The organism is Pseudomonas entomophila (genome assembly GCF_023277925.1).
Taxonomy (GTDB): Bacteria; Pseudomonadota; Gammaproteobacteria; order Pseudomonadales; family Pseudomonadaceae; genus Aquipseudomonas; species Aquipseudomonas entomophila_D.
The window spans coordinates 2336724-2355132 of the sequence record NZ_CP063832.1 but is presented as its reverse complement, the minus strand read 5'-3'; the positions used below and the strand labels follow the sequence as shown (position 1 = coordinate 2355132).

At 64.0% G+C, this 18409-nt stretch carries 14 protein-coding genes; 9 read left to right on the top strand and 5 right to left on the bottom strand.

Annotated elements, in window-relative coordinates; translation table 11 throughout:
• Positions 1-87: 87 nt before the first annotated feature.
• Both IM733_RS10210 and gloB read right to left on the bottom strand, forming a co-directional pair.
• Positions 88-1518 carry a lytic transglycosylase domain-containing protein gene (locus IM733_RS10210; RefSeq protein ID WP_248920741.1) on the bottom strand — a complete coding sequence of 477 codons (1431 nt, stop codon included), beginning with the start codon at positions 1516-1518 and terminating at the stop codon, positions 88-90.
• Between the two features lie 100 nt (positions 1519-1618).
• The gene (gene gloB / locus IM733_RS10205; protein WP_248920740.1) at positions 1619-2398 is read right to left on the bottom strand and encodes a hydroxyacylglutathione hydrolase; all 780 of its coding nucleotides are present in this window, start codon (positions 2396-2398) and stop codon (positions 1619-1621) included.
• Positions 2399-2478: 80 nt separating this feature from the next.
• On the opposite strand from gloB, the gene IM733_RS10200 reads away from it, so the two are divergent.
• From IM733_RS10200 to IM733_RS10185, 4 genes are all read left to right on the top strand, one after another.
• The gene (locus IM733_RS10200; RefSeq protein WP_248920739.1) at positions 2479-3252 is read left to right on the top strand and encodes a class I SAM-dependent methyltransferase; all 774 of its coding nucleotides are present in this window, start codon (positions 2479-2481) and stop codon (positions 3250-3252) included.
• Between the two features lie 13 nt (positions 3253-3265).
• Positions 3266-3712: a ribonuclease HI gene (rnhA, locus tag IM733_RS10195; RefSeq protein ID WP_011534678.1), complete on the top strand. Its 447-nt coding sequence runs from the start codon at positions 3266-3268 to the stop codon at positions 3710-3712.
• A 160-nt stretch (positions 3713-3872) separates the two neighbouring features.
• Positions 3873-4628, top strand: a complete 756-nt coding sequence (dnaQ, locus tag IM733_RS10190; protein WP_248920738.1) for a DNA polymerase III subunit epsilon — start codon at positions 3873-3875, stop codon at positions 4626-4628.
• 128 nt (positions 4629-4756) lie between these two features.
• Positions 4757-7006, top strand: a complete 2250-nt coding sequence (locus IM733_RS10185; protein ID WP_248920737.1) for an Orn/Lys/Arg decarboxylase N-terminal domain-containing protein — start codon at positions 4757-4759, stop codon at positions 7004-7006.
• Here IM733_RS10185 and IM733_RS10180 read toward each other — a convergent pair.
• Positions 6990-7208 (bottom strand): hypothetical protein, encoded by a 219-nt coding sequence (locus IM733_RS10180; RefSeq protein WP_011534675.1) that lies wholly within the window; start codon positions 7206-7208, stop codon positions 6990-6992. The genes IM733_RS10185 and IM733_RS10180 overlap by 17 nt on opposite strands.
• 158 nt (positions 7209-7366) lie before the next feature.
• Between IM733_RS10180 and IM733_RS10175 the strand changes: the two genes are divergently transcribed.
• A complete protein-coding gene (locus tag IM733_RS10175) occupies positions 7367-7924 on the top strand; it encodes an NADPH-dependent FMN reductase (protein ID WP_248920736.1) in 558 nt (185 codons plus the stop codon).
• Positions 7925-8005: 81 nt separating this feature from the next.
• Here IM733_RS10175 and phnX read toward each other — a convergent pair whose 3' ends face one another.
• Both phnX and IM733_RS10165 read right to left on the bottom strand, forming a co-directional pair.
• Positions 8006-8833 (bottom strand): phosphonoacetaldehyde hydrolase, encoded by an 828-nt coding sequence (phnX, locus tag IM733_RS10170; RefSeq protein WP_248920735.1) that lies wholly within the window; start codon positions 8831-8833, stop codon positions 8006-8008.
• Positions 8834-8867: 34 nt separating this feature from the next.
• Positions 8868-9974, bottom strand: a complete 1107-nt coding sequence (locus IM733_RS10165) for a 2-aminoethylphosphonate--pyruvate transaminase (protein ID WP_248920734.1) — start codon at positions 9972-9974, stop codon at positions 8868-8870.
• Between the two features lie 113 nt (positions 9975-10087).
• Between IM733_RS10165 and IM733_RS10160 the strand changes: the two genes are divergently transcribed.
• The 4 genes from IM733_RS10160 (at position 10088) to IM733_RS10145 (ending at position 18401) form a co-directional block, all read left to right on the top strand.
• Entirely contained in the window at positions 10088-10951 is an 864-nt protein-coding gene (locus tag IM733_RS10160; RefSeq protein WP_248920733.1) for a LysR substrate-binding domain-containing protein, read from the top strand.
• A gap of 57 nt (positions 10952-11008) precedes the next feature.
• Positions 11009-12028 (top strand): AraC family transcriptional regulator ligand-binding domain-containing protein, encoded by a 1020-nt coding sequence (locus tag IM733_RS10155; RefSeq protein ID WP_248920732.1) that lies wholly within the window; start codon positions 11009-11011, stop codon positions 12026-12028.
• Positions 12029-12155: 127 nt separating this feature from the next.
• On the top strand, positions 12156-16667 hold the full coding sequence (locus tag IM733_RS10150; RefSeq protein ID WP_248920731.1) for an NEL-type E3 ubiquitin ligase domain-containing protein: 4512 nt from the start codon (positions 12156-12158) through the stop codon (positions 16665-16667).
• Between the two features lie 87 nt (positions 16668-16754).
• A complete protein-coding gene (locus IM733_RS10145; protein WP_248920730.1) occupies positions 16755-18401 on the top strand; it encodes an AMP-binding protein in 1647 nt (548 codons plus the stop codon).
• The last annotated feature ends 8 nt before the right edge of the window (positions 18402-18409 follow it).

The window sequence follows — 18409 nt, the reverse complement described above, 5'->3', positions numbered from 1 at the left end:
AACAGCTTGTCTGGAATGGAAAAAGAGTACGAACAGGTAGGATGGATGCCGTGATATTGGGGCTGCGCAGCAGCCCCAGGATTCACATCAATGCGACAGGTAGACGGTCAGGGTCTGGCCTGGCTTGAGGGCATGCCCGCTGCGTGGGTTCCAGCGCTTGAGGTGCTTCATCTCGACATTGAAACGTTTGGCGACGAGGTAGTACGAATCGCCCTGGCGCACCTTGTACTGGGTGGCGCGCTGCTTCGAATCGGCGCTGCGGTTGGCCGATGGGCTGGGGGCATTGCCGCCGCGCAGGGCCAGTACCTGGCCGACCTTCACGCCCTTGCCGGACAGGCGGTTCCAACGCTGGATATCCTTGACCGCCACGCGGTTGGCCTTGGCGATGCTGCCCAGGTTGTCGCCACGCTTGACCCGGTAGCTGCGCGAAGCCGGCGCCTTGTTCTCAGCCAGCGCGGCCTGGAACACGGCCTTGTTCGGTTGCAGGCTGACCAGCTCCTCGGGCTTGAGGTTGGACATGCGGTCGGTCAGCAGTTGCGCCTTGGCGGTGGGCACCAGCAGTTGCTGCGGGCCGTCCACGGTCATGCGCTTCTTGAAGGCGGGGTTGAGCTGGATCAGCTCGTCTTCGTCGATGTCGGCGAAGGCCGCCACGCGCGACAGGTCGAGGCGGTCGTTGATGGCGACGGCTTCGAAGTAGGGCTCGTTGGCGATTGGGTTGAGGTTGACGCCGTAGGCATCCGGTGTGCTGACCACCTGCGACAGGGCCAACAGCTTGGGCACGTAGTCGCGGGTTTCCTGCGGCAGCGGCAGGTTCCAGTAGTCGGTGGGCAGGCCGAGCCGTTCGTTGCGCTCGATGGCGCGGCTGACGGTGCCTTCGCCGGCGTTGTAGGCGGCCAGGGCCAGCAGCCAGTCGCCGTTGAACATGTCGTGCAGACGGTTGAGATAGTCCAGCGCGGCGTTGGTTGACGCGGTAATGTCGCGGCGGCCGTCGTAGAAATTCGTCTGGCGCAGGTTGAAGTGGCGCCCGGTGGACGGGATGAACTGCCACATGCCGGCGGCATGCGCCCGCGAATACGCCATTGGGTTGTAGGCGCTCTCGATGGCCGGCAGCAGCGCGAGCTCCAGCGGCATGTCGCGCTCTTCGAGGCGCTCGACGATGTAGTGCAGGTAGAGGCTGCCGCGCTCGCCGGCGTTCTCGAGGAACGACGGGTTGCTGGCGAACCACAGGCGCTGCTGTTCGATGCGCGGGTTCACGTCGATGCCGTCCTGCAGGGCGAAGCCCTGGCGCATGCGCTCCCAGACGTCCTGGGGTGGGGCCTGTTCCTTCGGCTTGACTGCCAGCGGCGCGGGCTTGTGCTTGATCCGCGCCTGGTAGTTGTGCGCGCGAACGCTGTCTGCTTCGTCGAGCTGACGGGTGCTCTGGCAGCCGACCAGGGTGGCGGCCAGCGCCAGTGCACTGATCTGGGCCAGTCGCGTCAAAGCGACCGAATGAGAGGTTCTGCGGCTACGGGAAGACATCGGCTGGGACGGGTATCCGGGCAAAAAAGTTCGGCGATTCTAAAAACCGGCCCCGGCCTGGTCAACCTTTGCGCTTATGTCGCGATATATCTTGAGGTTATCAAAAGACGTCTTTCCAAGACCTCAAGGCAGCAAAAACAGAGGCTTGGGTGGGGTTGGAATGCCCCTTCCATTCGTCTGCTTTTTGTTTAACGGATATTTCAGCTGTGCGAAGAAATGGATTCGTCTGGCGCTCGATGCCGATGGTCGAAGGCAGGCTGATGCGGTTGTCGGCACGCAGTCGGGTGACGGCTTCGAAGCGTTGTTGCACAGGCTCGCTGTGCGGCTCGACGGCCTTGGCAAAGCGCAGGTTGCTCAGGGTGTACTCGTGGGCGCAGTACACCTGGGTCTGCTCGGGCAGGGCGGCCAGGCGCTGCAGCGACTGGTGCATCTGCTCCGGGGTGCCTTCGAACAGGCGCCCGCAGCCGGCGGCGAACAGGGTGTCGCCGCTGAACAGTAGCGGCGTGGGCGATTGCGCAGTGTAATAGGCGATGTGCCCGAGGGTGTGGCCGGGCATGGCCAGAACTTCGAACGCCAGGCCCAGCACGTGTGCCTGGGCGCCGTCCACGAGGGCGATGTCGCGGGCTGGGATGTGCTCGTTGGCCGGGCCGAACACCTTGGCGCCGGTGGCGTGCTTCAGCGCCTCGACGCCACCGACGTGGTCGTGGTGATGGTGGGTGACGAGAATCGCTTCCAGCACCCAGTCGGGATGCTTGCCCAGCCAAGCGAGCACCGGGGCGGCGTCGCCAGGGTCGACCACCGCGCAGCGGCGATTGGCAGTATCCTGTAACAACCAGATGTAGTTGTCGGAGAAAGCGGGTAGGGCGTCGATCTGTATCATGGTGCGGATTCGCCAAGCCTGGACATTGAGGGCATCTTAGCCGCGATGGCGCGGCCGGAGAACCTTCGAGGGAGAACGCAATGACCGACCAAGCCTTCGCCCAGGCCGACCCTGACTGGGTCGAACTGATCAGCCTGGCCCGCGACTGGTTCGAGGGCCCTCTTGGGCAGTTGATGCTCAAGGAAGAGGAAACGTTGCTCGAAGAAGAGCTGCGGCGTTTTTTCGGCGGTTACCTCGTGCACTACGGCCCCTGTGCCGAACCTCCGCCCAGCGCACCGCAGGTGCAGCGCAACGTACGCCTGGGGGCGCCGCTGCCGGGGGTGGAGATCGTCTGCGAGGAGCAGGCCTGGCCGCTCTCGGAGCACGCCGCCGACGTGGTGGTGTTGCAACATGGCCTGGACTTCAGCCTTTCACCCCACGGGCTGCTGCGCGAGGCCGCCAGCGCCGTGCGTCCTGGCGGCCACCTGCTGATCGTCGGGATCAACCCCTGGAGTGGCTGGGGCATTCGCCACCTCTTCAGCCATGGCGCCTTGCGCAAGGCCCGTTGCATCTCGCCGTCGCGGGTTGGCGACTGGCTCAACCTGCTGGGCTTCGCGCTGGAGAAACGCCGTTTCGGGTGTTATCGTCCGCCGCTTGCCTCGCCCGCCTGGCAGCAGCGCCTGGCGGGTTGGGAGCGGGTAGCCGGGAGCTGGCAGAGTGCCGGCGGCGGCGTCTACCTGCTGGTGGCGCGCAAGATGGTGGTCGGCCTGCGGCCCCTGCGCCTGGAGCGCCGCGAGCCCATGGGCAAGTTGCTGCCGCTGCCGCTGGCCAAGGTCAACCGCACGGTGAGCAACCCCGATACTGACAAGCACTGAACATGAGTGGTACATGAGCGATAGCGTCGAGATCTACACCGATGGTGCCTGCAAGGGCAACCCTGGCCCGGGTGGCTGGGGTGTGCTGATGGTTTTCAAGGGCGTCGAGAAGGAGCTGTGGGGCGGCGAGCGCGAGACCACCAACAACCGCATGGAGCTGATGGCCGCGATCGAAGGCCTGAAGGCACTCAAGCGCGAGTGCGAGGTGGTGTTGACCACCGACTCCCAGTACGTGATGAAGGGCATCAACGAGTGGATGGTCAACTGGAAGAAGCGTGGCTGGAAGACCGCCGCGAAGGAACCGGTGAAGAACGCCGACTTGTGGATGGCCCTCGATGAACAGGTCAACCGGCACAAGGTGACCTGGAAGTGGGTGCGTGGGCATATCGGCCATCCGGGCAACGAGCGGGCCGACCAGTTAGCCAACCGGGGTGTCGACGAGGTTCGGGCGCAGCGTTGATCGCAAGGGGCTGCTGTGCAGCCCATCGCGGCTGAAGCCGCTCCTACAGGGATCGTGCAAACCTGGGTAGGAGCGGCTTCAGCCGCGATGGGCCGCAAAGCGGCCCCGATTTCGTTATACTCCCGCCCCGAATTCAAGCAGCGCAAGTTGGAGTCACCCCGTGGAGCAGCAGCAAGATCAACGGCTGGTCATTCTCGATACCGAAACCACCGGTATGCCGGTGGGCGATGGCCATCGCATCATCGAGATCGGTTGCGTCGAGGTCATGGGCCGGCGCCTGACCGGGCGGCACTTCCACGTCTACCTGCAACCGGACCGCGAGAGTGACGAGGGTGCCATCGGCGTCCACGGCATCACCGACGCCTTCCTGGTCGGCAAGCCGCGCTTCGGTGACGTGGCCCAGGAGTTCTTCGAGTTCATCGAGGGCGCCACCCTGGTCATCCACAACGCGGCGTTCGACGTCGGCTTCATCAACAATGAGTTCGCCCTGCTGGGCCAGCACGACCGCGCCGATATCTCGCAGCACTGCAGCATCCTCGACACCCTGATGATGGCGCGCTCGCGCCACCCAGGGCAGCGCAACAGCCTTGACGCGTTGTGCAAACGCTACGGTATCGACAACTCCGGCCGTGAACTGCACGGCGCATTGCTCGACTCGGAACTGCTGGCCGACGTCTACCTGGCGATGACCGGGGGGCAGACCAGCCTGTCGCTGGCGGGCGATGGCGCGCAGAGTGAGGACGGGCAGGGTGGTACGGGCAGTGAGATCCGTCGGATTACGGGGCGTGCGGCCGGGCGGGTGATCCTGGCCAATGAAGAAGAACTGGAAGCACACGCCGAGCGGTTGGCGGCCATCGCCAAATCGGCGGGTGGGCCGGCGATGTGGCAGGTGTTGATGGAGACGCCCGCCAGCTGATTTTCCGGCAGTACCGGCCCTTTCGCCGGCAAGCCGGCTCCTACAGAGATCTCCTAGGAGCCGGCTTGCCGGCGAAAGGGCTTGATCAACTACCCTGAGGGAAAAGCCCCCGCAGAGGTAGCCGCCCGATGTACAAGGACCTCAAGTTCCCCATACTGATCGTCCATCGTGCGATCAAGGCTGACAGCGTCGCCGGCGAGCGGGTGCGCGGCATCGCTGATGAACTGGCCCAGGACGGCTTCACCATCCTCGCCGCCGCCGACCAGGCCGAAGCCCGCTTGGTCGCCGCCACCCACCATGGCCTGGCCTGCATGCTGATCGCCGCCGAAGGCGCCGGCGACAACTCCCACCTGTTGCAGAACATGGCCGAGCTGATCCGCCTGGCCCGCCTGCGCGCGCCCAACCTGCCGATCTTCGCCCTGGGCGAGCAGGTTACCCTGGAAAACGCCCCAGCTGAGGCCATGGGCGAACTCAATCAACTGCGCGGCATCCTCTACTTGTTCGAAGACACCGTGCCCTTTCTCGCCCGCCAGGTGGCACGGGCTGCACACAACTACCTCGACGGGCTGCTGCCGCCGTTCTTCAAGGCGTTGGTGCAACACACCGCGCAATCCAACTACTCCTGGCACACGCCAGGCCACGGCGGTGGCGTGGCCTACCGCAAGAGCCCGGTGGGGCAGGCGTTCCATCAGTTTTTCGGCGAGAACACCCTGCGTTCCGACCTGTCGGTCTCGGTGCCGGAACTGGGCTCGTTGCTCGACCACACTGGCCCTTTGGCCGAAGCCGAAGTCCGCGCCGCGCGCAATTTCGGCGCCGACCACACGTTCTTCGTCATCAACGGCACCTCCACCGCCAACAAGATTGTCTGGCACGCGATGGTCGGGCGCGACGACCTGGTATTGGTGGACCGCAACTGCCACAAGTCGGTGGTGCACGCGATCATCATGACCGGGGCGATCCCGATCTACCTGTGCCCGGAGCGCAACGAGCTGGGCATCATCGGGCCAATCCCGCTCAGTGAGTTCAGCCCGGCGTCGATCGAGGCGAAGATCCAGGCTCACCCGCTGGCCCAGGGGCGCGCGCCGAGGATCAAACTGGCCGTGGTCACCAACTCTACCTACGACGGCTTGTGCTACCACGCCGGGCTGATCAAGCAGACCCTGGGCGCCAGCGTCGAGGTGCTGCACTTCGACGAAGCCTGGTTCGCCTATGCCGCCTTCCACGACTTCTTCGAGGGCCGCTATGCCATGGGCACGCCGCGGGCAGCGCACGATCCGTTGCTGTTCAGTACCCATTCCACTCACAAACTGCTCGCCGCGTTCAGCCAGGCGTCGATGATCCATGTGCAGGATGGCGCGGCCCGCCAGTTGGACCGCGACCGCTTCAACGAAGCGTTCATGATGCATATCTCCACCTCGCCGCAGTACAGCATCCTCGCCTCGCTGGACGTGGCCTCGAGCATGATGGAAGGGCCGGCAGGGCGTTCGTTGTTGCAAGAGATGTTCGACGAGGCCTTGAGCTTTCGCCGCGCCCTGGCCAACCTGCGCCAGCACATCGCGGCGCAGGACTGGTGGTTCAGCATCTGGCAGCCGCCGGCCACCGAGGGCGTCGAGCGCCTGGTGGCGGCGGATTGGGTTTTGCAGCTGGGGGCGGACTGGCATGGCTTTGGCGAGGTGGCCGACGATTACGTGCTGCTCGACCCGCTCAAGGTAACCCTGGTGATGCCGGGGCTCGATGCCGGGGGCACGCTGGGCGAGCAGGGCATTCCGGCCGCGGTGGTCAGCAAGTTCCTGTGGGAGCGGGGCCTGGTGGTGGAGAAGACCGGCCTGTACAGCTTCCTGGTGCTGTTCTCGATGGGCATCACCAAGGGCAAATGGAGCACGTTGCTAACCGAATTGCTGGAGTTCAAGCGCCATTACGATGGCAACACGCCGCTCGACCAGTGCCTGGCCAGCGTGGTGGCGGTGCAGCCACTGCGCTATCGGGGGCTGGGCCTGCGCGACTTGTGCGACCAGTTGCACGCCTGCTACCGCGCCAATGCCACGGCCAAGCAACTCAAGCGGTTGTTCACGCGCTTACCTGAGGTGGCCATGAGCCCGGCCCAGGCTTATGACCGGATGGTGAAGGGGGAGGTGGAAGCGGTGCCGATCGAGCAACTGCTCGGTCGGGTATCGGCGGTAATGCTGGTGCCCTACCCGCCGGGGATCCCGCTGATCATGCCGGGCGAGCGCTTCACCGAGGCGACCCGCTCGATCCTCGATTACCTGGCGTTCGCCCGGGCCTTCGACCAGGGCTTCCCGGGCTTCGTCGCCGATGTGCACGGCCTGCAGCATGACGGGCCGCTGTACACGGTCGACTGTGTCAGGGAATGCGGATGATCTCGACGCCGGTCTGGGCCAGTTCGAAGCGGTCCTCACCCAAGTGGTTGACGCGGTCGCCGATGGCCAGGCGGTAGGTGGTGACGGGCGCGCCCAGGGTGCTGCCGTCGGCCTGGAGGGTGGACTCCTGGAACTCGTGAACGGGGTAGATTCGGCCTTCGGCGTCGCGGGCGTGGAACTGGCCGACCATTACTGCTGCCATTTTGGGTGGAAACCTCGGAAACGTGTAGGAAATGTCTGTACCCATAGACCAGCAAAAGGCGTGGGAAGTTTTCAGCCGGATGGAAAAAAATCCGGGGCCCGAGGAACGGTCATCTATAACTAGTTACGTCCCTTTTCCAGCAGAGGAAGCACTTCGCCATGAGCCATGTCTATTCGGTCGCCGTCGTCGTCGGCAGCTTGCGCAAGGATTCCTACAACCGCAAGGTGGCCCGCGCGTTGTCCGAGCTGGCGCCGTCCAGCCTTGCCCTGCGGATCGTCGAAATCGGCGACCTGCCGTTGTACAACGAGGATGTCGAACCCGAGGCGCCGGAAGCGTGGAAGCATTTTCGCGACGAGATCCGCCGCAGCGATGCGGTGTTGTTCGTGACGCCGGAATACAACCGTTCGGTACCGGGAGGGCTGAAGAACGCCATCGACGTGGGGTCGCGGCCCTATGGGCAGAGCGCCTGGAGTGGCAAGCCGGCGGCGGTGGCCAGTGTTTCGCCGGGGGCCATTGGTGGCTTTGGCGCCAATCATGCGCTGCGCCAGTCGCTGGTGTTCCTCGACATGCCCTGCATGCAGATGCCCGAAGCGTATATCGGTGGGGCGGCGACGCTGTTCGACGACAACGGCAAGCTCAATGACAAGACCCGGCCGTTCTTGCAGGCATTCATCGACAAGTTCGCGTCGTGGGTAAAACTGAATCGCGCAGTCTGATAGAGGCGGTTCGCCGGCAAGCTGGCTCCTACACCATACCCGTAAGAGCCGACTTGCCGGCGAACCGCCTATTTACCGCGATCAAACAGCTTGCGGCATTTCGCCCTTGGCCAGGCGCCGGTTGATATCGGCGATCACCTCGGGCAGTTCGTTGATGGTGTCGATCAGGTAGTGCGGTCGGGACCCTGCAAACATTGTGTGGATGCGCGTGCGCTCACTCTCCAGTTTTTCCGCGCTCAGCGCCCGGTAACCTTCCCAGGTCAGCCCCAGGGCGTTGCCCGAGCACACCAGGGCCACGGTCCACATCCCGGCGCGGCGCCCCTCGAGAATGCCCGGCACGGTGTCGTCCACTTTCACGCACGCCGCCACATCGTCGATGCCCAGGGCGATCACGTTGGCCAGGGCCTGGGCCGGCCAGGGCCGGCCGTTCGGGGTTTCGTCGGTGGCCACCACGTGGTCGGCCACATAACCGTTCTGCGCCGCCAGTTCGACCACCTTGTCCATCACCACCTTCGGGTAGCCCGAGCAGGAGCCGATCTTCAAACCGTCCTGGCGCAGCCCGGTCAGGGTGTCCAGGGCGCCAGGAATCAGCGCCGAGTGCACGGCGATCTTCTCGATCTGCAGCGGCATGAAGCGTTCGTAGATGGCGGTGACGTCGTCGTCGGTCGGGGTACGACCGAACACCTTGCGATAGCGCTCGGCGATCTCCGGCACGTTGCACAGGGTGCGGATATGGTCCCACTTGCCCATGCCCATCGGGCCACGGGCCTCTTCGATGGACACTTGCACGTCGAACTCGGCGAAGGCTTCGACGAAGATCTGCGTGGGGGCGAAGGAGCCGAAATCGACCACGGTGCCGGCCCAGTCGAGGATGGCGGCTTGCAGCTGGGTGGGGTTGCTGTAGTTCATGTGCGCGTTTTCCTTGAATTCGGTGGGCAAAGGGTCAGATGTCCAGCACTTCCATTTCCCGCAGGACCTCGGCCACGGCATCCACGGCGGCCTGCATGCCGGCCGCGCCGACCACGCCGATGCAGCCGACGCGGAAGGTCTCGACCTGGGTCAGCTTGCCGGGGTAGAGAATGAAGCCTTTGGCTTTGACCCGCTCGTAGAAGTCCTTGAACTGATAGCGCGGGTCGGTCGGCGCGTGGAAGGTGACGATGATCGGCGCCTGGATCTCGGCGGGCAGGAAGCTTCGCAGGCCGATGCTCGCCATGCCGGCGAGCAGGGTCTGGCAGTTGTCTTTGTAGCGCTGGTGACGGGCGGGCAGGCCGCCTTCTTCGTTGTATTGCAGCAATGCTTCATGCAGGGCGGCGACCACATGGGTCGGCGGGGTAAAGCGCCATTGGCCGGTCTTGGCCATGTAGGTGTGCTGATCGTGCAGGTCCATGGCCAGGGAGTGGGCGTTGCCTTCGGCGGCGGCCAGGGCGGATTTCTCGGCGAACACGAAGCCCATGCCCGGTACGCCTTCCAGGCACTTGCCGGAGGCGGCGATCAGCGCTTCGAAGGGGATTTCACGGGCATCGATCGGCAGTGCGCCGAACGAGCTCATGGCGTCGATGATCAGGCGTTTGCCGTGGCGCTGGACCACCTGGGCGATCTCGGGCAGCGGGTTGAGGATGCCGGTACTGGTCTCGCAGTGGATCAGCGCCACGTGGGTCACGGCTGGGTCGGCGGCCAGCAGGCGGTCGACGTCATCGGCGGTGGTCGGCTGGTCCTCGGCGGTTTCGAAGGTGCTGAAGTCGCGGCCGAGCACGTTGCAGATCTTGGCCAGGCGCTGGCCGTAGGCGCCGTTGATCAGCACCAGCACCTTGCCGTCGCGTGGCACCAGGGTGCCGATGGCCGCCTCGACGGCGAAAGTACCGCTGCCTTGCAAGGGCACGCAGTGGTGGCTGGTGCTGGCGTCGAGGATGGCCAGCAGCTGCTCGCACACGCTGGCGGTCAGCTGGTTGAAGTCGCGGTCCCAGGAGCCCCAGTCCACGAGCATGGCCTGGCGGGTGCGGATGGAGGTGGTCAATGGGCCGGGGGTCAGCAGGATCGGGGCGTTGCTCATTCCGTGGTTCCTCACTTGCGGTGGGCTGGAAACTAGTGGGGCTAGGTTGCAATTCGCCGTTTCATCAATCAAATTGTTTGTAGATATGCCAACGATAAGTAAGGCCGATAGACATGAACTTGTTCCAGCTCCGCGCCTTCGATGCCGTCGCCCGTGAGGGCAGCTTCACCCGTGCTGCCGAGCGGCTGTTCATCAGCCAGCCGGCGGTCACCGGGCACGTCAAGGCGTTGGAAGAGCACTACCAGATCACGTTGCTGCGCCGCACAGCGCGGCGGGTCGAGCTGACCGAAGAGGGCACGCGCCTGGCGGCCATCACCCGGGCCATGTTCGGCTTGGCCGAGGAAGCCCAGGCCATGCTCGAGGCTAACCGGCAGTTGCTCACCGGGCGCTTGGAGGTCGCCGCCGATGGCCCGCATCGGGTCATGCCGATGCTGGCGCAGTTGCGCGAGCGCTACCCCGGCATCACCGTCAACTTGCGCCTGGGCAATGCCCAGGAAACCCTGGCCGCGTTGCTCTCCGAACACGCCGATGTGGCGGTGCTGACCGAAATCGAACCGCGCAAGGGGCTGTACCTGCAGAGCCTGTGCGAGTCGCGTCTGTGTGCTTTGCTGCCGGCAGGGCACGCTTGGGCCGCGGCCACCGACGACTTGGCGCTGGCCGCGCTGGACAAGCAGATCATGGTGCTGCGCGAGCCCAGCTCGACCACCCGGCGCACCTTCGACAAAGCCTGCGTTCAGGCCGGGGTGCAGCCCCGCGTGCTGCTGGAGCTGGACAGCCGCGAGGCGGTGACAGAGGCCGTGGCGGCCGAGCTGGGCATCGGTGTGGTGTCGTCCACCGAGGTGGCTCACGACCCACGGGTGGTGGCGCGGCCGTTGAGTGGTGCGGGCCTGGTCAACCAGCACATGATTGGTTGCCTGGAGCGGCGTCGGGAGCTGCGCCTGATCGCAGCGTTTCTGGGGCTGGCGGCGGGCCTGTGATGGCCGTTTGTAATGGTGCGGCCTAAGATGGCCTGCACTGAATCGACAGGATCATCGATGAGCGAAAAAGACACCATTTCCATGCAGCTGGTGCGTGAAGCGCTATTGCAGACTTGCCCGGCGGGGCCGGATACGGCGCTGCTGACGCGTGCCGGCATCGATGTCGGCCAGCTCGATCTGCCCGAGGCGCGTGTCAGCGCCGAAGCCTATGCCCGACTCTGGCGGCTACTGGCGCGGCGCTGCAATGACGAGTTCTTCGCCATGGATCCGCGTGGCCTGCGCAGCGGCAGCCTGGCGTTCCTGTGCCGGGCGAGCATGGCACAGCCAACCTTGGCTGCCGGTATCGAGACCGCGCTCGCGTTCCTTGGATTGATGCTTGAAGATTTGCAGCCCAGCCTGGTGCGTCAGCAGAGCCTGGCTGAAATCGTCATCAATGAGCCGCGTGATGCACCGCGTCGGGCATTCACCTACTTCACTTTCTGGATGATTGTGCACGGCGTGGCGTGCTGGCTCGCTGGGCGCCGCATCCCGATCCTGGCCATTGAATTGCGCTGCGCCGAACCTCCGTTCTGCGATGACTATCGGGTGATGTTCTCCGAGAACCTGCAGTTCGACAGGCCGCGCACGCGCATGATCATCGCCGCCGAATGCCTCGAGCTGCCGGTGCGCCGCAACGACGAAGAGTTGCAGCGTTTTCTGGCCGAGGCGCCTGGCAACATCCTGGTCAAGTACCGCGACCCTGCCAGTCTCGCCCGGCAGTTGCGCCACCGATTGCTGCAACTGCAACCGGGGGCCTGGCCGGACGCTGAAAGGATTGCGAGCACGTTGCACATTTCGGTGTCGACCTTGCGCCGTCGTCTGTCGGAGGAAGGCCAAACCTACCAGGGCATCAAGGACGGCGTGCGGCGGGAGCTTTCGATCGCTTGGCTCTGCGAGGCGGACCTGAGCCTTGCGCAGATCGCCGAACGCCTGGGATTCGCTGACAGCAGTTCTTTCTACAAGGCATTTCGCAAGTGGTTTGGCTGCAACCCAGGGCACTACCGCCACTTGATCCTCCAGGGTGCGACGCCCATCTAGCGGGTGCTCGCTTCCAACTGAGGGGCGTACCGAAGGATCGGCAGGATGGGCCTCCCTACACGATCAAGGTCGATACGCCGTGCAATTTTCATCTGGTACACCATCACCAACCCTCACCCCCGAGGTCATGACCGATACCTTCATCGCTTCCAGGCTGCCGGCCTGGTTGCGTGCCACACCCGCCAGGGTCAGGGCGCTGGCCGAGTGCTTCAGGGCGCATGCGCTCAGCCGCCAGGCACTGGCGATGCTCACCGAGCAGCTCGTGTCGCCACAACGGTATGCCGAGCAGCACTTTCAGCCACTGATGAACGAACTTGTTTCGGATTGTCCGCCGTTGGCGGAACTGGATTGGCTGGAAATCCGACGCAGATTCTCCGTGCCGCCACTCATCGGCTTGCCCTCCGACGAAATCAACGAGGTGCGTCTACCTGCATTGCTGCGCCTGATGCAGGGTTTCTCGTCCGATGCCTCCTTCTATGCAGGCACCGGCATTACCGTCACGGGTGAGGCACAGCTGTTGTCGATAGACCTGGATAACCTGCTCGCACGTGTTCGCGCTCTGGACCTAGGGGCGCGGTACCACGAGTACCTGAACCGGATGTTCACCCCTCAGGCGCAGACGGCGCTTGCCACGCATCACCGCACCGGCTTTGCCCTTGCCTGCCAGCTCGGCTTGCTAAAAGGTACGATCAGCCCGGCCGAGCACGTGGCATTGAGTGAGCTGCCGAGCCGTGGGCAGGGGGCTTCCAAGAGCGCATTGCAGGCCTATGCGGGTGCATTGCGCATTCTAGGGTGCACGGTGGCGAATGGTCTGAAGATCCAGTTGCGCGATGAATCGGGGAACAGTCAAGGCATTGTTCTCTACCTGCCCAGTCTTCAGGACATGGCGTTGCAGCGATTCGATTCGCTGGCGGCCATGAATGCCTACCTCATCGCAGCGTTGGCCAAGGGCGATGTGCGCCGACATTTTCGTGAATTGATCGGCCTGGGTGAGCGTGCGCAATTCGTCGAGACGCTCGATACGCGCCTGCGCGACGACGCTCCGGATCTGGATGTGCAGGGGAGGGTGGCGGATGGCGATGTGTTCGCGGCTCTGGCGAGTATGCAGGTAGAGCGGTTCAAGGATGAGGGCAAGCTGCTGCTGGTGGCCAACACGGATGTCGATCACCAGGCTGCCGAGCAACGGTTCAATCGTTGGAAGGCAATCGGCTGGCAGGCGCTTGGGTTGGTCGGCCTGGCGGTGCCGGGCGTTGGCGTTGTGCTGCTGGCGAAGGTCACTTTGGATACGCTCGGGGAAGCATGCGAGGGGGCTGTCGACTGGTCGCAAGGGCACCAGCACGAGGCTATGGAGCACATGTTGCACGTGGCCGAGACGGTGGCTGTCACCAGCGCTACGGTCATTGGGTTCAGCCTGGTTGCACGCCGCTTCCAAGGCAGCGCCTTTGTCGATGCGTTGCAGCCGGTGACTGTCGAGGGGCGTGGTGCACGGTTATGGAACCCAGACCTGGAGGTTTACGCATCGACGCCGGACCAGCCGCTGCTGCAGGATGACGGGTTGTATGCAGTCGGGCAGAGACGCTGGATACGAGTGGGTGAGCACTACTACGAGGTTCATCGCCCGGCGCCGAACCTGGCCTGGAGGCTGCGCCATCCTCGGGGGGACGGTAACTACGAGCCTCTGGTTCAGCATAATGGCGAGCGTTTCTGGCGCATACGCCTGGAGCGTCCCATGGAATGGGACGATAGCGTCGAAATGCTCAACCGGCTGTGGCCCCATGAGCCTCCTTTCGATGCGCCACAGGCTGAGCAGATCTTGAAGGTGGCGGGCGTGGACCAGGAGGAACTGCGCAGTATCCTGGTGGAGAACCGGCCGGCACCGGTCAATTTGCGCGACACCTTGCGCCGCTTCGATGCTGATGCGCGAATTTCGGCACTCTTTGAGCGTCTGCGCCTGCCGGGCGCGCGCCTTGGCGATACCGAAGTGCTCGAGTGGTGCAGGGGGAGGGCGCAGATGCAGGCGCTGGACGAGCCTGCCATCGTCGCGCATTTGGTCGAGCGGCGATCTGAGTTGCAGGGGCCACTGCTGGATCATTTATCCCGCGAAGTGTTGCCTGATGATGGCTTGTTGGCCTTGCTGCAAAGGGACTTTCCCTTTCTGCCACAGGTTTACGCCAGGGAGGCATTGAGGGACGTCGCGCCGGAAGTCCGAGCCCAGGCGCTGGCGGAATCGCGGTTACCGCTCTCGATTGGGAAAAAAGCCCGCGCCCTGTTTGAATTGGCGAGAGCGAATCGCGCAGTGGAGGGGCTGTACCTGCCCACTGCCTACTCGAACGAAACCGGTGAATTGGTCCTGGCCCTTTTGAGGCGCTTGCCCGGTTGGCCCTCCAGAGTCAACGTGGAGCTGCGCGAGGGCTCGGACAGCGGCCGTCTGCTTGCGATCATGGACCCGCAAGGACCGAGTCATCAGCGAGTGGTGATGTTCGCGCGCGATGGGCAGTTCCGCCTCTATGACAGCCAGGGGCGCGAACGCGAAGAAGACGTCGCCGAGCCCGGTGGGATTTTCCAGGCGCTCGCCGCATTGCTCGGCGAAGCCGACCGCACGGCACTCAAGTTCGTCGACAGCGACCCGGCACAGCAATTGCGGGGAGCTCTTCAGGCTTTGTTGCCGGCACAGCGCAGCCACGTGCTAGCCCGCCTCGGTTGGAGGGTCGAGCACCGGTGGTTCAATCCCGGCAAGCGCTTGCCCGATGGGCGGGTCGGTTATCCACTGGGTGGGCGAGCGTCGCGACTCTCGAGCCGTACGCTGGGGGGGCGGGTGCGGGCGCTGTATCCCAGTATCGGCGATGAGGGGGTCGAGCGAATCGTTCAGCGTTTGATCCGCGAAAATGAGAACCCATTCATGGCGCTGCTGGAGCAGGAGGAAAACTACCAGCAGCTTGACGAAGCTCTGGAAGATTGGGTTCAAGACGAACCGCAGCGGCTCACGCGCGGTATCCGTGCTCAGTTCGCCCATAGGTTACGCTCCCTGTGGCGTTATGAAGGCGAGCCAGGTATCGATGGGCAAGGGCAGGTAAACGGCTTGCGGTTGGATGTCAGCGGCTGGCGTGTTGGCCGCTTGCCGGATCTGCCTGCCGAGGTCGACTTCAGCCATGTGACCGAACTGGTCATGGTCAATATGGACCTGACCGAAGTGCGGGGTAACTTCTTGCGCTGCTTCGAGTCATTGCGCGTGCTCAACCTCAATAACAACCGTATTGATGCGTTGCCGCCAGGCGTCACCGGTTTGGGCGACCTGAGCTCGTTGCTGTTGATGTCGAACCACATTCGCATGAGCGAGGCGGACCAACACATTCTGGCTCATCTTTCAAACCTGAGAACCCTTGACCTGAGCTTCAACCCGATACAACAGCTCGCCCTGCAGTTCGATCACTTGCCCCAGTTGACGGAGCTCAGGGCCAACAGTTGTGGTTTGCTGGAGGTCCCCGCCGGAATACAGAGCTGTGGCTTGTTGTCCCTGGCGGACTTGAGTCGTAACCAGATCACCAGTATCCCTGAGGCGGTGCATCGCATGCCGTGGTCTTTCCGACGCAGGTTGATACTCGTCAGCAATCCGTTGACGCCGCAAGCCGTAGGGCAACTGTACAGGGTCGATGCGCATCAGGCGCGGTTAATCAGGGAATTGGAACAGGGTGAAGTCTCGGGCGCAGTGGCGTTGTCGCGATGGCAGGCGATCGACGACGAGAATGGTCGTGCTGCCCATTCAGCACTTTGGCAACGCATCGAGGCGCTGCCTGGCAGCGATGGTCTGTTCCGTTTGTTCGGCAATCTCACCCAGACCCCGGATTTCACCAGAGCCCCGGAGTATCTGCGCGGGCAGCTTTGGTCCCTGCTCGAGGCCATCGACCAGGAGCCAGCGTTGCGTGAGGAAGTCTTCCTCCATGCGGACGAGGTGCGTGGCTGCCATGACAGCCATGCCGAGCGATTCAGCCGACTGCAACTTCATGTGCTGACCTTCAAGGCTCGCGCCCAAGGGGCGCGAGGCGAGGGTGAAAATGAACTGCTCAACCTCGGGCGGCAACTGTTTCGCATGGACCGTGTGGATGAATACGCGGCGCAAGACGTCCGGGATAGGGAAGCGCAACGAGGCCCGGACGACCCTGAGATCGATGAACTGGAAGTGATCGTGGGTTATCGGTCGGCGCTTGCCGCAGACCTGGATCTGCCCTCCCAGCCGCGTCACCTGCGTTTCGCAGGCCTGGCAGATATCACCGAGGCGCGCGCCAAGGCAGCGTTGGCCGCAGTACGTGCCGCCGAGAATATCGATGCCCTGGCATCCAGTATCGGCCAGCGTGATTTCTGGCGGTCCTTCCTCGAAATGCGGCACGGCGCTGCATTCATGGCACTCGCCCAGTCCTTCGACGATCAGGGTGCGAAGCTCGATGAAGCATTCGCCGGTCCCTCCAGCGAAGGACCGGCCGCCGGTCTCACCAGCGAGGAGTACAAACAGCGCTGGGGTACCTTGATGGTGGCACGTGCGGCTGCCGAGCATGCTTTGGCAACGGGGCTCACCCGTGAGGCATTGGAGCGAGCGGCTGAGGTCACGCCCTATCCGGCCGGCCAATCCGCTCAGCCTGATTGACAGCTTTGGCCATTGCCGGTTGAGGTGAGCGGCGCGAACATCGTCGGACTAGGTTAACTCCAACAACAAGAAACCAGGAGTCCGACGATGCGCGATTACGCCGAGGCCGCTCGTGCGTTTGACCATGCCCAGGTCGCCGCTGCGGCGCTGCGTGGCAATCTCGAGGCGCTCAATGCCTGTGTCGAGTGCTGCGACCGGCACACCGGTAGCGACCAGCCTGCCCTGATCTGGGAAGACCGTGACGGCAACGGTGGGCGCTATACCTTCGACCAGTTGCAGGTCATGGCAGCTCGCTTCGCCAATGTGCTCAAGGGCCAAGGGGTAGAGGCCGGCGACCGGGTCGCCGGGCTTATGCCGCGCACGCCAGAGTTGCTGGTGACGATCCTCGCCACCTGGCGCTTGGGCGCGGTCTACCAACCCTTGTTTACCGCGTTTGGGCCCAAAGCCATCGAGCACCGCCTTGAGCGGTCCCAAGCCAAGATAGTGGTCACTGATCGCAACAACCGACCCAAGCTTGAAGAGGTTGAAGATTGCCCAACCATCATCACGGTGGGCGCCGCCGAAGGTGAACTGGATTTCCAGCGTTGTCTTGAAGCCGCCGCCAGCTATTGCGCGCCAGTGATGCGTACCGGCAACGATCCCTTCCTGCTGATGTTCACTTCGGGCACCACCGGCCCGGCCAAGCCGCTGGAGGTGCCGCTGCGCGCCATCGTCGCATTCCAGGGCTACATGCGTGACGCCATCGACCTGCGCCCGGAGGACAACTTCTGGAACCTGGCCGACCCGGGCTGGGCCTATGGCCTCTACTACGCGGTCACCGGGCCGCTGTCACTGGGGCACGCCACCACCTTCTACGACGGCCCGTTCAGTGTCGAGAGTTGCGCGCGGGTCATCGACAAGTTGGGCATCACCAACCTGGCGGGTTCACCGACGGCCTATCGCCTGTTGATCGCGGCGGGCGAGGCGTTTTCGGCGCCAATCAAAGGACGGCTGCGTGTAGTCAGCAGTGCCGGCGAACCGCTCAATCCGGAGGTGATCCGCTGGTTCGCCGACGAGTTGGGCGTGACCATCCACGATCACTACGGCCAGACCGAACTGGGCATGGTGCTGTGCAACCACCATGCGCTGTTGCACCCGGTGCACCTGGGGTCGGCCGGTTTTGCCATCCCCGGCCACCGCATCGTGGTGGTGGACGAACAGGGCAGCGAACTGCCCGCCGGGCAGCCCGGCATCCTCGCGGTGGACCGCGAGCAGTCGCCGCTGTGCTGGTTCGCCGGTTACCACGGGCTGCCGACCAAGGCCTTCGTCGGCAAGTACTACCTCTCCGGCGACACCGTCGAGCTCAACCAGGATGGCAGCATCAGTTTCGTCGGCCGCAGCGACGATGTGATCACCACTTCCGGCTACCGGGTCGGCCCGTTCGACGTGGAAAGCGCGCTGGTCGAGCACCCGGCGGTGGTCGAGGCCGCGGTAATCGGCAAGCCCGACCCGGAACGTACCGAACTGATCAAGGCTTTCGTGGTACTGGGCCGGGGCCATGAGGGCAGCCCCGAGCTGGAGGATGCGCTACGTCAGCACGTTCGCCAGCGTCTTTACGCCCACGCCTACCCCCGTGAAATCGAATTCGTCGGCGAGCTGCCCAAGACCCCGAGCGGCAAGCTGCAACGCTTCATCCTGCGCAACCAGGAAATCGCCCGACAACAAGCCATGCAGCCGACCGCTGCGGGCGCCTGAAGGAAGAC